The organism is Bacillus sp. RIT 809 (assembly GCF_016892495.1).
In the GTDB taxonomy this organism is placed as follows: domain Bacteria; phylum Bacillota; class Bacilli; order Bacillales; family Bacillaceae_G; genus Bacillus_A; species Bacillus_A cereus_U.
Window position 1 is genome coordinate 70,899 of sequence record NZ_JAFEMR010000006.1, and the last position, 13,121, is coordinate 84,019.

The window sequence follows — 13,121 nt, forward strand, 5'->3', positions numbered from 1 at the left end:
AGAATATATGACAATTGGATATGGAATGTTGTGTCCTTTGAGAAGGTTGATCTCATATTGTGGCTTGTAATGTGACATTGTACTTCCCTCTCATATAGCGATGACTTTTGTTTCAGTATTATAAGTGTTGCACGTAAAATTGAGTAAGTTCCGTGTTAAAATGTGGGAATTTACATTTTGTATATATTGCATCATTTAACTTTACAAAATCTTAAAAAAGAATAAAAAAACAATTCATATAATAAAGAAGTGAAAGAGTTTTCTCATTTTTAGTGTGAGAGGGGGAAGCACAGGGAGAATTCTGTGTATCCGTATATTTTCTTATGTATATTCCTGTGCGAAAGGAAAATGAAAATTACGATAATAGGTACCGGATATGTTGGATTGATTACGGGAGTAGGATTGGCGAGATTGGGACATTCAGTCACATGTTTCGATATAAATAGTGAAAAGGTTGAACGGATTAAACAAGGCGAGTTACCTATTTATGAATGTGGATTAAGTGAATTAATAAATGAAGCATACGAGAATAATCATTTAACTTTTACAGCAAGTAAATCAACGGCATTTAATGATGTAGAGTTTATATTTATTGCAGTTGGAACGCCATCTTTATTAGATGGAACAGCAGATTTAACGTATATTCGTAGTGCTTGTGATGATATTGGAACATATGTGAATAACGATATTATTGTTGTTACGAAAAGTACGGTTCCTGTAGGGACAAATGATGTAATGAGAGAATGGATTGAGGGGAAACTACAAGGTAGACATGAATTATGTATTGTATCGAATCCAGAGTTTTTAAGAGAAGGTTCTGGTATTTATGATTTTTTTCATGGTGATCGTATCGTAATTGGATCATGTAGTGAAGAAGCGGCAAGGAAAGTAGAGAATTTGTACAGCAAATTAAGCTTACAAACGTATATTACAGATATTCGAAGTGCTGAGATGATTAAATATGCATCTAATGCTTTTTTAGCTACGAAGATTAGTTTTATTAATGAAATTTCTAATATATGTGAGCAAGTGGGTGCGGATATATTAGATGTAGCTACAGGGATGGGGATGGATAAGAGAATTGGTGCATCTTTTTTAAATGCAGGCATCGGATATGGAGGATCTTGTTTTCCAAAGGATACGAAAGCACTGGTGCAAATTGCAGGGAATGTTTCTCATGATTTTCGCTTGTTGAAAGCAGTCATTGAAGTGAATAATAAACAACAGTTGTTGTTAGTTGAAAAAGCGAAGAAAATTATAGATATGAAGAAGAAGCAAATTGCGGTTCTTGGTGCAGCATTCAAACCGAATACTGACGATATTAGGGAAGCGCCATCTCTTATTATAATAGAAGAATTAATTAATATAGGTGCGGATGTGGTTTTATATGACCCGCAAGCTATTCAAAATGTAAGAAGTTTATTTGGAAATACGATACGATACGCTGAGTGTATAGATGAATCGATTAGAGAGGCACATGCAGTTTTTATCGTAACAGAATGGGAATCAATTCGAAATTATCCGCTAGAAAAGTATGCACAGCTTATGAGGGAACCTATTCTATTTGATGGGAGAAATTGTTATACTAATGAGGATGCCGAGAAGCATGGATTAAATTATTACTCAGTTGGGCGAAAAGACGTCTATAATAGTAATGTTTCTCAGGCGCGTTAAAAAGTGTATTTTCACATGCATATTTTTATATGCGATAATAGAAGTTTTAACTAGTGAAAGAAAAGAGGCAATGAAATGACTGAACGCTTAAAAGTAATGACAATTTTCGGGACACGACCAGAAGCAATTAAAATGGCACCTCTTGTATTAGAGTTGCAAAAGCACCCAGAAAAGATTGAATCAATTGTGACTGTAACAGCACAACACCGTCAAATGTTAGATCAAGTATTAAATATCTTTGGAATTACGCCAGATTTCGATTTGAATATCATGAAAGATCGTCAAACGTTAATTGATATTACAACACGTGGTTTAGAAGGCTTAGATAAAGTAATGAAAGAAGCGAAGCCTGATATCGTACTTGTGCATGGTGATACAACGACGACATTTATTGCAAGCTTAGCTGCTTTCTATAATCAAATTCCAGTAGGACATGTTGAAGCAGGACTTCGTACATGGGATAAGTATTCTCCATATCCAGAAGAGATGAATCGCCAACTAACAGGTGTAATGGCGGATCTTCATTTCTCACCTACAACAAAATCAGCAACGAACTTACAAAAAGAAAATAAAGATGAGTCACGCATTTTCATAACAGGAAATACAGCGATCGATGCACTGAAGACAACTGTAAAAGAAACTTATAGCCATTCGGTGTTAGAGAAACTTGGAAATGATCGTCTTGTACTTATGACAGCACACCGTCGTGAAAATTTAGGAGAACCAATGCGCAATATGTTCCGTGCAATTAAGCGTCTTGTTGATAAGCACGAAGATGTACAAGTTGTATACCCTGTTCATATGAATCCTGTTGTTCGCGAAATAGCGAATGATATTTTAGGCGAGCATAGCCGCATTCATTTAATTGAGCCGCTAGATGTAATCGATTTCCATAACGTTGCAGCTCGTTCATACTTAATGTTAACTGATTCTGGTGGTGTACAAGAGGAAGCACCATCACTAGGTGTGCCAGTTCTTGTCCTTCGTGACACGACGGAACGCCCAGAAGGTATCGAAGCAGGTACGCTGAAATTAGCAGGAACAGATGAAGAGACAATCTTTGGTCTTGCTGATGAGTTGTTATCTGATAAAGAAGCTCATGATAAGATGACGAAAGCATCTAACCCTTACGGCGATGGTCATGCATCAGAGCGTATTGTAGAAGCGATTTTACAACATTTCAACAAGTAGAGTGAAACTTTAATAAATGGGTTTTCATCTTCCGTTTATTATTAGCCCACAACAATTGCGGGAAATAAAAAGAGCCAAATCGTATACGATTTGGCTCTTTTTTTATTCATGATTCCTCATAATCCACTCTGCATGAGCATTTGTAGAAGGGGGAGGAGGTGGTGGTGTTTTGTTCTCACTCGGTTCCTTCTTTGCTTTTGCGCTGGAGTTAGAATTTGAATCGGAATTTGTATTTGTACTCTCATTTTTCTTAGTCGCTGTTGGAGTTTTTTCTGTTTCCCCTATTTCCTTTTCAATTTCGTTACGTACCGTCTCTACACTGATTGGATCTGGAAGGAAGTAATAAATACCGCCTATTTTTCTGTCTTCTCCTTCAAGTTTTAACGTTTGTATTGTAGAAGGATCGAATCCAGAGATTTTATTGTAAAGAGCAAGTCCGTCTGAAATAGGAATATCGGTTTTTATATATTTCCCAACTACCGCTGTTAAATCTTTAATTTTAAATACGGTTGAAGCAGAATTTAGCTTTTGGGCAACAGCCGCCAGTACTTGCCTTTGTCTCGCAGCTCGACCATAGTCCCCGTTAGGATCTTGCTTTCGCATGCGGACGTAAGCGAGCGCTTCTTCGCCATTTAAGTCTTGTTTACCTTGTTTAAATGGAATTAATTTGTAATAATCTATATCGGAGCGCTCCTCGAAATCAAAAGGAACATCAACTGTAATACCTCCAACAGCATCAACGATACCTTTAAAGCCTTGGAAATCAATTTTAATATAATGGTCTACAGGAACCTTTAGAAAACCTTCGACAGTTTTGATTGCCATTTTTTCTCCACCGTAAGCATGGGCAGCGTTAATTTTGTCTTCTTTGTCCTTTCCAACAATTGGAACGCGACTATCACGAGGAATACTCATAAGCGAAACCTTTTGAGTTTTCGGATTGACTGTCGCAAACATTAATGAGTCTGTACGACCATTTTGACCGTCTGTTGCATAATCCTCTATTCCCATAATGAGGATTGTAAATGGTTCCTTTGTAATTTTTACATCTTCGGTTCTTAAATCCGATTTTTCACGAGCAAATCCACTGTACATCCCCATGAGAGAAGTGTAGGAATTCAACATATAAAGTCCTACGCTACCAAATAAAAATGAGAAAATAAGAAAGAAGAAAAGTTTTCTTCTACGTTTCTTTTTTATTCTGCTATTTTGGAGATGATTATAACGCTCTTCCATATATAATCTCCTTAGTTCATTTGTAGGGAATTAATTCACTACATTAATCTTTAAAGGCGATACGTTAGCTATTCTTAGATAACGTCTTGTTCTAAGTACAACATATCTCCTTCTTTTATTGTACATTTCCCGTTTGTTAATTCAATCATCCAATCTGTGAATGGTTGTTTTTTGTCCTCTTCTACATACGTATCAAATGTGACATTTTCTAGATAATGTATATCTTTAATGGCATATTCTGAATTGCGTAATTCATTTTCAACTTTGCCAAGTAAAGTGTAATCAATTTCTGTTTGCATAACGCGCATTAGCTTTCGTTCAACAACGCCTACATGGTTAAGACCTTCACTTGTACATTTTCCATATGCGCGAATTAATCCGCCAGCACCAAGTTTAATGCCGCCAAAATAGCGCGTAACGACGACGACAGTATCTTTTAGACCTCGTTTTTTTAATACCTCTAACATAGGTACACCAGCTGTGCCGCTTGGTTCACCGTCATCGTTCGCTTTTTGAATTTGATCTTGTTCACCGATTAAATATGCGGAACAATTATGTGTTGCATTCCAATGCTGTTTTTTTATTTTTTGTATAAATGCTTGAGCTTCCTCTTCCGTTGTGGCGCGACTCACATAGCAAATGAATCTTGATTTTTGAATGATGATTTCGTGCTCACCGTAGCCTTTGATTGTTAAATATTGTAATAACAATGATATACGCCCCTATCTTTCAAAATAACTAGTACTTTACATTTTAAAAGCGGTTGTTTTTATATTCAAACATTTTTTATAAATATGTTGAAATTTTTGGTGAGTATTTTATTTTTTTGTTGTAATTTGTCGAGCGGGTGATTGTAGTTTCTAACCGGCATTTTTATGTATGGATGCACCTTTTCTAGTTTTCGTGTAAAATTAGGGGATAAAAATTTTTTATAAGGCAGGTACGAAAATGAAAACAGCTATTGTTACCGATAGTACAGCATATATACCGAAGCATATTCGTGATGAACTCAATATATATATGATTCCATTAAACGTTGTGTTTGGAACGGAATCTTATCAAGAAGAGGCTGAAGTTTCAGCGAATGATTTTTATGTAAAAGTACGTGAACAAGAAGATCTTCCGAAAACTTCGCAACCAGCAATTGGAAAGTTTTTAGAGCTATATGAAGAGTTATCTAAAGAATATGATGCAGTTATTAGCATTCACCTTTCCAGTGGAATTAGTGGTACATACCAAACAGCAACGACAGCTGGACAGATGGTAGATGGTATTGATGTATATACGTACGACTCTGAAATTAGTTGTGAAGTACAAGGATTTTACGTGCGTGAAGGGGCGAAATTAGTAAGTGAAGGGAAAGCCCCAGAAGAGATTATCGCTCGCTTTGATGAAATGAAGCAAACGATGGATGCTTATTTTGTAGTGGATGATTTACATCATTTACAACGTGGTGGAAGATTAAATAGCGCACAAGCTTTCATCGGTAGTTTGTTACAAGTAAAACCAGTATTATACTTTAGAGATAAAGTAATTATTCCATTCGAAAAAATTCGTACGCGTAAAAAAGCGTTAAAGCGTATCGTTGAAATCTTTGATGAGCAGGCAAATAAAGGTGTACCTATGGAAGCTGTTATTATTCATGCGAATCGTGAAGAGGAAGCTAATGAATGGAAACAAGAATTAGAAGAGATATATCCTCATGTTACAATTCGCACGAGTTATTTCGGAGCTGTAATTGGGACGCATTTAGGTGAAGGTGCGCTTGGTTTAGGTTGGTATACGAAATGATAAAGATATAAAAGCTCTCTTACTTGAAGAGGGTTTTTTTACGGATATTTTACGGGGATTTGACAAGTTAATATCTGGAAATGGTAAAATGTACGTAAAATTAAATAATGAGGAAAGTTTTATTACTTACTTTTTACAAGAAACTATCTTATAATAGAAGAGAGGTGAAACATATGGAGCATAATTCTTGTTTATGTCCAAAGTTTGAGTCAGCTTTTACAATGCTTAGTAAGAAATGGACTGGCTTAATTATTAAATCTTTGCTTGAAGAGCCGAAACGTTTCAGAGAAATCGCAGATATTATACCGAATATGAGCGATCGTATGTTGTCAGAACGTTTAAAGGAATTAGAAGGTGAAGGTATTGTAGTTCGTAGTGTTTACCCAGAAGTACCAGTTAGAATCGAGTACGGTTTAACTGATAAAGGGAAAGCGTTGGAAAGTGTTATGGATGAGGTCCAAAATTGGGCTGAGAAATGGATGAAGTAACGTTTCTATCTCGTTCATATTGGAGTATTTTCAAAACGTAAGGGATTCCCTTACGTTTTTTTCAATTCTATAAAAAACGGCATAAGACTCTTGAAATTCTACATATATATACAAATTTAGATATACTTCGCTATAGAGATAAATGTAATGTTACATTTATTTTACAAAACCGTAACATTAGCAAAAAAACTCCCGAATTATGGTATAAATTTTAATAGGTTATATACGGAAAATGAAAAAAGAAAGCGGTGTAAAAAATAAAATGAAAAAGCTAAAAATGGCATCTTGCGCACTAGTTGCAGGGTTAATGTTTTCAGGGCTAACACCAAATGTATTTGCAGAAGATAAAATTTCTGACGTGAAATCACAAATTAACACACAAAATGATACTTTACATAAACAACAACAAGAACGTGATGAATTAGAAAAACAAATGAATGACTTAAACAAAACAATCCAAGGTTTGGATAAGTCTGTTCAAGAGAACGCTTCAAAACTTGATGAAACAACAAAAAAAGTTTCTGATACTGAGCAATTAATCGAAAATAAAAATAAAGATATTGCAGAACTACAAACAAAGATTGCAAAACGTGAAGAGTTATTAAGAAAACGTTTAGTTGCACTACAAGAACAACCGAACACGAACGTTGTAACAGAAGTTCTTGTAAACTCTAAAAACATTGCAGATTTAGTTGATCGTTTAAATTCTGTGTCTAAAATTCTTGAGTCTGACGAAGATATCATGAAAACTCAACAAGAAGATCAAACGAACGTGAAAAAAGATGTTGAGACAGTAAAAGAAAAACAAAAAGAATTAAAAGAAGCACAAGCTCAAATTGAAACTGCTAAGAAAGAACTTGACGTTGAAAAAGAGAAAAAAGCAACGGCAGTAAACGATTTAAGCGGTAAAATGGATACAGTTGTAACTTCAATGACAAGTACGGAAGGTCAATTGAAAGATCTTGAGAAACAAGCGCTACAATTACAACGTATTGCTGAACAGGAAGCACAAGAAAAGGCTGCACAAGAAGCTGCTGCTCAAAAACAAGCAGAACAAGCTGCTAAAGAAGCACAAGCTCAACAAGCTGCACCAGCGCAAGCGCCTGCACAGCAAGCTGCTCCAGCGAACAATGCTGGACAAGCTCAAAAAGAAGAGCCTAAAAAAGAAGCACCTAAAAAAGAAAATCCAGCACCAGCACCAGCACCAGCACCAGCTTCAAATGCGGGTGGCGTAATTGGTAAAGCACAAAAATATTTAGGTATGCCATATGTTTGGGGAAGTGCATCTCCATCAAACGGTGGTTTTGACTGTAGTGGATTCATTTCTTACATTTATGGTGTAGGTCGTCAAGACGTTGCAGGTTACTGGAACTCAGTTTCTAGAGTAAGTAGCCCACAACCTGGAGATTTAGTATTCTTCCAAGGTACTTATAAAGCAGGTCCATCTCACATCGGTATTTACGTTGGTAACGACCAAATGATTCATGCTGGTGATAAAGGGATTGCTTACTCTAGCTTAAGCAGTAGCTACAACCAAAAACATTTCTTAGGTTACGGTCGATTATAGGATTTATAATTGAATAAAAAACGTGTATAAAGTCGATAGCTTACTATTTTATAAGTAGGTTATCGGCTTTTTTGAGTTTTTACGAGATAAAGAGAAGGATTTATAGTAGTGCTGGAGGTGGCTATTGATGATGTTAGCTGGTAGACAGTTATTGTTAGAAGAACTTTCTTCAGAGTTACAGGATAAATTGGATCATTTGAAAGAGAATCGAGACGTCGTTTGTGTACAAGGGGTAATTAAGAAATCTTCAAAATATATGTGCCAGCGCTGCGGAAATATAGAGCAGAGACTATTTGCATCGTTTCTATGCAAAAGGTGCAGTAAAGTATGCACCTTTTGCCGGAAGTGCATAACGATGGGCAGGGTAAGTGAATGTGCTGTACTTGTTCGCGGGATTGCTGAAATAAGCGGAGAAAATTATTTAAATCCGTTACAGTGGGAAGGCGTTTTGTCTGCTGGTCAGGAGTTAGCGGCGCAAAGTGTCGTTGACGCTGTTAAGCAGAAAGAATCATTTTTTATTTGGGCGGTGTGCGGGGCTGGAAAAACAGAAATGTTGTTTCGCGGAATTGCAGAGGCACTACAAAAGGGAGAGAGAGTTTGTATTGCAACGCCGAGAACGGACGTTGTACTTGAATTAGCACCAAGGTTACAAGAAGTGTTTCCAAATATAAATGTAGCTGCTTTATACGGAGGGAGTTTAGACCGAGAAAAAGATGCGGCGTTAATCGTTGCAACTACACATCAATTGTTACGTTATTATAGGGCGTTCCATGTCATGATTGTAGATGAGATAGATGCTTTTCCGTATCATGCGGATAAGATGTTGCATTATGCAGTAAACGAAGCGATGAAAGAGGAGGCAGCACGTATTTATTTAACTGCAACTCCAGATGAAAAGTGGAAGCGTAAATTGCGGAATGGTAAGCAAAAAGGGGTTATTATTTCAGGACGTTATCATCGTCATCCATTGCCAGTCCCGATATTTCGGTGGTGCGGAAATTGGAAAAAGGGTCTTATGCGTAAAAAAATTCCTCGTGCTTTATTACAATGGTTAAATATGTACTTATCTAAACGATACCCCATTTTTCTATTTGTTCCTCATGTGCGATATGTAGAAGAAATTAGTCAGTTATTAAAATCATTAAACAATCAAATTGACGGTGTGCATGCAGAAGATCGGGCGAGAAAAGAGAAGGTAGCAGCTTTCAGAAAGGGAGAAATCCCTTTATTAGTTACAACGACAATTTTGGAACGAGGAGTAACTGTGAAAAATTTACAAGTGGCAGTTTTAGGAGCTGAGGAAGAAATATTTTCAGAAAGTGCTCTCGTTCAAATTGCAGGGCGTGCTGGCAGAAGCTCTGATGAACCGCATGGAGATGTCATCTATTTTCATTATGGAAAGACAGAGGCGATGGTGCGTGCGAAAAAACATATTCAAAGTATGAATAAGAATGCTAAAGAACAAGGATTGATAGATTGATGCATTGTCTACTTTGTGATGAGTATATTTCATATGCGATTAGTTGGTACACTTTTTTTGTTAAGCTTCATAAAAAGTATATATGTGATAGATGTGAACAAAAACTTTCCTATATTATAGGGGATATTTGCAAGGAGTGTGGCCGACCGTTAGAACTTGTACCAGCTGAATATAAAAACGGGGATATTTGCATGGACTGCATAAGGTGGACGAACGAGCAGAGGTTTCCGCCGCTCATAAATCGTTCGTTGTATGTGTATGATGAAGGGATGAAAGAAATATTAGCACAGTTTAAATTTCGAGGAGATGCTGAATTAGTGCATATTTTTCATCAGCCTTTTCGAAGTCTTTTTCAAAAATATTTTGCGAATGTTTCAGTTGCCATTCCGGTCCCTCTTAGTGAAGAGCGGGAATACGAGCGTGGTTTTAATCAAGCGGAGTTACTAGCTTCTTGTTTGCCTATCAAAATGTTTTGTACATCATTAAGAAGAATAGAAACAGAAAAACAAAGTAAGAAGAAACGTAAAGAAAGGATATCGGGGGTTAATCCTTTTTATTTTCAGGGAGAAGAGATGTTTCATGAGCAACATGTTTTAATCGTGGATGATGTGTATACGACAGGAATTACTGTTAGGCAAATTGGAAGCCTTTTGTATGATCGAGGAGCGAGAGAAGTTTCTTGTTTGACGCTTTGTAGAGGTTAATATGTGAATGTCGAAAGGAATAATAAAAAGACGACAGATCTTCTTTGACTTACAGTCTTGTCATTCGTTATAGTCAAAATATGGGGCGGATGCCCTGATTTTAAGAGTGAAGGGAATGGAATGAACATGCAAGGACGAGTAAAGTGGTTCAATGCAGAAAAGGGATTTGGGTTTATTGAGCGTGAAGATGGTGATGATGTGTTTGTTCATTTTTCTGCTATTCAACAAGAGGGGTATAAGTCGTTAGAAGAAGGTCAACAAGTGGAGTTTGATATTGTTGATGGAGCACGTGGACCACAAGCGGCTAATGTTGTGAAACTGTAAAAATTAAGTTTTTGGAAAAGATAGAGCTGTATTTTTAGCAGCATTATATAGATGGTGAAAGCTCTTGCTCGTACCAAGGGCTTTTTTGTTGTGAGGAAGTTGTCAAAAAGTTGTTTCTTTTCTGTAACCAATTGTCCACAGTTACATTCGTTATTCACGATGTTAATAGGATAAAATAAAGATAGAAACGATGCATCTTTTCATTTCAACAAAAAACGATAAAAAAATCGCAATTCCACTAATTTTTTTAAAAAAGTTAGAAGGAGTTTTTAAGCCAATGTCGAAATTATAGTACATAGGCTTGAAAGGAGGAATTCATCTATGAAATTCAACATTCGTGGTGAAAATATTGAAGTAACTCCAGCATTAGGGGAATATGTAGAAAAAAAATTAAGTAAATTAGAGCGTTATTTTGATACATTCCCAGAGATTAAAGTTAATTTAAAGGTATACTCTGACAAGCAACGTATCGAGGTGACAATTCCATTTACAGATTTATTACTTCGTGCAGAAGAAACAAATAGCGATATGTACGCTGCGATTGATTTAGTAGTTGATAAAATTGAGCGACAAATTCGTAAACATAAAACAAAAGTAAACCGTAAATTACGTGAAAAGGGTTCTGTGAAAACTAACTTTATCCTTCCAGAAGCAGTAGCTGTTCTGGATGCGGTAGAAGAGGATGAATTAGAACTTGTACGTACAAAACGATTCGATTTAAAACCGATGGACGTTGAAGAAGCGATCTTACAAATGGATATGCTAGGACATAGTTTCTTCGTCTTCACAAATGCTGATACAAATGAAACTAATGTTGTATATGGCCGTAAAGACGGGAAATATGGTTTAATCGAAACTAAATAATAATTCGAAAGCGCAGCCAGAAGAGGCTGCGCTTTTATATATATTTCTTTTTTATATATTTTTATTTTTGTATTTCGTAATGGGATTTAGAAGTCATGTCTTGTTACTGTAAATTGTATTACAATTCCAAAAGGATCTCGAACAATGGCATAACCAGGGCTGAAGGAGTTTTGTTCAAAAGGTGTTAAAATATGAACTTCTTCATGTTTAATTAGATTATGATAGAGTGCTTCAATGGCCTGGAAATCTTTAGATTGAATACATAATGATGAGCTATTACTTAATTGCCAAGGACGTGTGGAATCCACTGCCTGTTCTGCAATCATAATTTTATTAGTGCCAATTTGTAAAACAGAATGGGTAATATAATGTTCTTGGCTTTCTTTATACGTGAAATTCGGATCTATTTCTTTCATTTCTTTATAATTCTTTTTAAATAAAACTTTTGCGTCTAAATACTGTTCGTAAAATGCGATTGCTTTAGCACCTTGCCCATTTAATGATAAAAAAGGGATTACTTCAAAGTTCATTGTATTGCCTCCTTCATATATGTTTACACTTATTACTATACAAATATAAGGTGCCAACATACGACACCTATAGGGAGAATTTATGAGAAAAGTTGAACGTTTAAATCAGATGCTACGTTTTATTAATCAAAAACAAATATTCACATTGAAAGATTTAATGGATGAATTTCAAATTTCAAAAAGGACAGCTTTACGTGATATTGCATCATTAGAGGAAATGGGTGTCCCTCTTTTTGCAGAGTATGGTCGGTATGGAGGTTATCGTTTAATAAAAACGATGACATTACCACCGATTTCATTTACAAATCATGAAGTTTTTGCACTTTATTTTGCAATGCAAGCACTAAGTAGTTTTGTAAGTATTCCTTTTCAAATCTCGTTTCGTTCCATTAATAAGAAATTTTTAGATAGTGTTTCGTCAAAACAGCGTGAGCAAATTGAAAACTTGCAAAAAAGAGTGTCCTTTTTTCATTTGGAACAAGCACATGAATGTGGTTATCTAGAAGAGATTTTGTTAGCTGCTGTTCAAAATAGGGCTTTAACTATAAACTATGTAACGCCGAAACAAACGACAATGCGCCGTATTCAGCCGATTTCGATTTATGCAATGAAAGGTTATTGGTATTGCCAGGCTTACGATGTAGATAAATCGGCTTATCGAGTGTTTCGCTGTGATCGTATTCGGTCGTTAGAAATGGTAGGTGCTCAGGATAGTCTGGATTTGGAAAACATAAATATACATAACGCACATAGTCTTTGGAAGGCAACTGAACAAGCTATTCAATTTAAATGCTCAATTACTGCGAGGGGGATAGAGATATTCAAGCAACAACAATATCCTTCGATGAAATTATGGGAAGAACACGAAGATACATACTTAATAGGAACTTATGAGCCTGCTGAAATCAACTTTATCATCTCGTATCTAGCTAGTTTTGGTAAAACTATAAAAATAATTGAGCCATCTTCTTTAAAAGAGAACTTGAAAGAATACTACTTAGATTTAATACAAAATTTGTAATATGAATTTGAAATATTAGTTTGTTGGAACAAATTAAATGAAAAATTTTTCTGAATCTAAGGCTCGACATTTGGACGATTGTTGTCATAGTTACAAGACAAGTGTTACAATTATCATTAGGTTTATACATTTTAGTTTTTTTAATTAGGAGAAAAATTGGCATAACATAAATTTGATTTTTATAACGACTGATTGTAAAGAGAAAAAGAAAGCAATCGGAAGTTTTATTTTAATAAAAGAGGAGCGTATTT

At 35.7% G+C, this 13,121-nt stretch carries 13 protein-coding genes; 10 read left to right on the top strand and 3 right to left on the bottom strand.

Annotation, left to right across the window (positions count from 1 at the left end; genetic code table 11):
• The first annotated feature begins 303 nt into the window (after nucleotides 1-303).
• On the top strand, nucleotides 304-1,674 hold the full coding sequence (locus JTF23_RS08715) for a UDP-glucose dehydrogenase family protein (RefSeq protein WP_204208529.1): 1,371 nt from the start codon (nucleotides 304-306) through the stop codon (nucleotides 1,672-1,674).
• Between the two features lie 75 nt (nucleotides 1,675-1,749).
• Nucleotides 1,750-2,865 carry a non-hydrolyzing UDP-N-acetylglucosamine 2-epimerase gene (gene wecB, locus JTF23_RS08720; protein WP_002159866.1) on the top strand — a complete coding sequence of 372 codons (1,116 nt, stop codon included), beginning with the start codon at nucleotides 1,750-1,752 and terminating at the stop codon, nucleotides 2,863-2,865.
• A 102-nt stretch (nucleotides 2,866-2,967) separates the two neighbouring features.
• Here wecB and JTF23_RS08725 read toward each other — a convergent pair whose 3' ends face one another.
• Both JTF23_RS08725 and JTF23_RS08730 read right to left on the bottom strand, forming a co-directional pair.
• Complete coding sequence (locus JTF23_RS08725; protein ID WP_204208530.1) at nucleotides 2,968-4,101, bottom strand: LCP family protein; 1,134 nt, start codon at nucleotides 4,099-4,101, stop codon at nucleotides 2,968-2,970.
• A 74-nt stretch (nucleotides 4,102-4,175) separates the two neighbouring features.
• Nucleotides 4,176-4,811 carry a YigZ family protein gene (locus JTF23_RS08730; protein WP_204208531.1) on the bottom strand — a complete coding sequence of 212 codons (636 nt, stop codon included), beginning with the start codon at nucleotides 4,809-4,811 and terminating at the stop codon, nucleotides 4,176-4,178.
• A 238-nt stretch (nucleotides 4,812-5,049) separates the two neighbouring features.
• On the opposite strand from JTF23_RS08730, the gene JTF23_RS08735 reads away from it, so the two are divergent.
• The 7 genes from JTF23_RS08735 (at nucleotide 5,050) to hpf (ending at nucleotide 11,319) form a co-directional block, all read left to right on the top strand.
• On the top strand, nucleotides 5,050-5,892 hold the full coding sequence (locus JTF23_RS08735) for a DegV family protein (RefSeq protein ID WP_002112883.1): 843 nt from the start codon (nucleotides 5,050-5,052) through the stop codon (nucleotides 5,890-5,892).
• A 173-nt stretch (nucleotides 5,893-6,065) separates the two neighbouring features.
• The gene (locus JTF23_RS08740) at nucleotides 6,066-6,380 is read left to right on the top strand and encodes a winged helix-turn-helix transcriptional regulator (RefSeq protein WP_002159869.1); all 315 of its coding nucleotides are present in this window, start codon (nucleotides 6,066-6,068) and stop codon (nucleotides 6,378-6,380) included.
• Nucleotides 6,381-6,612: 232 nt separating this feature from the next.
• A complete protein-coding gene (locus tag JTF23_RS08745) occupies nucleotides 6,613-7,947 on the top strand; it encodes a C40 family peptidase (RefSeq protein WP_204208532.1) in 1,335 nt (444 codons plus the stop codon).
• Nucleotides 7,948-8,077: 130 nt separating this feature from the next.
• Nucleotides 8,078-9,427, top strand: coding sequence for an ATP-dependent helicase ComFA (comFA, locus tag JTF23_RS08750; RefSeq protein WP_204208533.1), 1,350 nt, complete (start codon nucleotides 8,078-8,080; stop codon nucleotides 9,425-9,427).
• The gene (locus JTF23_RS08755; protein ID WP_002112877.1) at nucleotides 9,427-10,131 is read left to right on the top strand and encodes a ComFC family protein; all 705 of its coding nucleotides are present in this window, start codon (nucleotides 9,427-9,429) and stop codon (nucleotides 10,129-10,131) included. The genes comFA and JTF23_RS08755 overlap by 1 nt, the downstream gene beginning before the upstream one ends.
• A gap of 126 nt (nucleotides 10,132-10,257) precedes the next feature.
• A complete protein-coding gene (gene cspC, locus JTF23_RS08760; RefSeq protein WP_033710669.1) occupies nucleotides 10,258-10,455 on the top strand; it encodes a cold shock protein CspC in 198 nt (65 codons plus the stop codon).
• A gap of 321 nt (nucleotides 10,456-10,776) precedes the next feature.
• Nucleotides 10,777-11,319 (top strand): ribosome hibernation-promoting factor, HPF/YfiA family, encoded by a 543-nt coding sequence (hpf, locus tag JTF23_RS08765; protein WP_002159874.1) that lies wholly within the window; start codon nucleotides 10,777-10,779, stop codon nucleotides 11,317-11,319.
• An 86-nt stretch (nucleotides 11,320-11,405) separates the two neighbouring features.
• Here hpf and JTF23_RS08770 read toward each other — a convergent pair whose 3' ends face one another.
• Nucleotides 11,406-11,849: a VOC family protein gene (locus tag JTF23_RS08770; protein ID WP_078179455.1), complete on the bottom strand. Its 444-nt coding sequence runs from the start codon at nucleotides 11,847-11,849 to the stop codon at nucleotides 11,406-11,408.
• 82 nt (nucleotides 11,850-11,931) lie between these two features.
• Between JTF23_RS08770 and JTF23_RS08775 the strand changes: the two genes are divergently transcribed.
• Nucleotides 11,932-12,870: a helix-turn-helix transcriptional regulator gene (locus tag JTF23_RS08775; RefSeq protein ID WP_204208534.1), complete on the top strand. Its 939-nt coding sequence runs from the start codon at nucleotides 11,932-11,934 to the stop codon at nucleotides 12,868-12,870.
• Nucleotides 12,871-13,121: the final 251 nt, after the last annotated feature.

Coding starts and splice junctions, on each gene's coding strand:
- wecB (WP_002159866.1), top strand. CDS start 1,750: ATGACTGAACGCTTAAAAGTAATGACAATTTTCGGGACACGACCAGAA.
- JTF23_RS08725 (WP_204208530.1), bottom strand. CDS start 4,101: ATGGAAGAGCGTTATAATCATCTCCAAAATAGCAGAATAAAAAAGAAA.
- JTF23_RS08735 (WP_002112883.1), top strand. CDS start 5,050: ATGAAAACAGCTATTGTTACCGATAGTACAGCATATATACCGAAGCAT.
- JTF23_RS08740 (WP_002159869.1), top strand. CDS start 6,066: ATGGAGCATAATTCTTGTTTATGTCCAAAGTTTGAGTCAGCTTTTACA.
- JTF23_RS08745 (WP_204208532.1), top strand. CDS start 6,613: ATGAAAAAAGAAAGCGGTGTAAAAAATAAAATGAAAAAGCTAAAAATG.
- comFA (WP_204208533.1), top strand. CDS start 8,078: ATGTTAGCTGGTAGACAGTTATTGTTAGAAGAACTTTCTTCAGAGTTA.
- JTF23_RS08755 (WP_002112877.1), top strand. CDS start 9,427: ATGCATTGTCTACTTTGTGATGAGTATATTTCATATGCGATTAGTTGG.
- cspC (WP_033710669.1), top strand. CDS start 10,258: ATGCAAGGACGAGTAAAGTGGTTCAATGCAGAAAAGGGATTTGGGTTT.
- hpf (WP_002159874.1), top strand. CDS start 10,777: ATGAAATTCAACATTCGTGGTGAAAATATTGAAGTAACTCCAGCATTA.
- JTF23_RS08770 (WP_078179455.1), bottom strand. CDS start 11,849: ATGAACTTTGAAGTAATCCCTTTTTTATCATTAAATGGGCAAGGTGCT.
- JTF23_RS08775 (WP_204208534.1), top strand. CDS start 11,932: ATGAGAAAAGTTGAACGTTTAAATCAGATGCTACGTTTTATTAATCAA.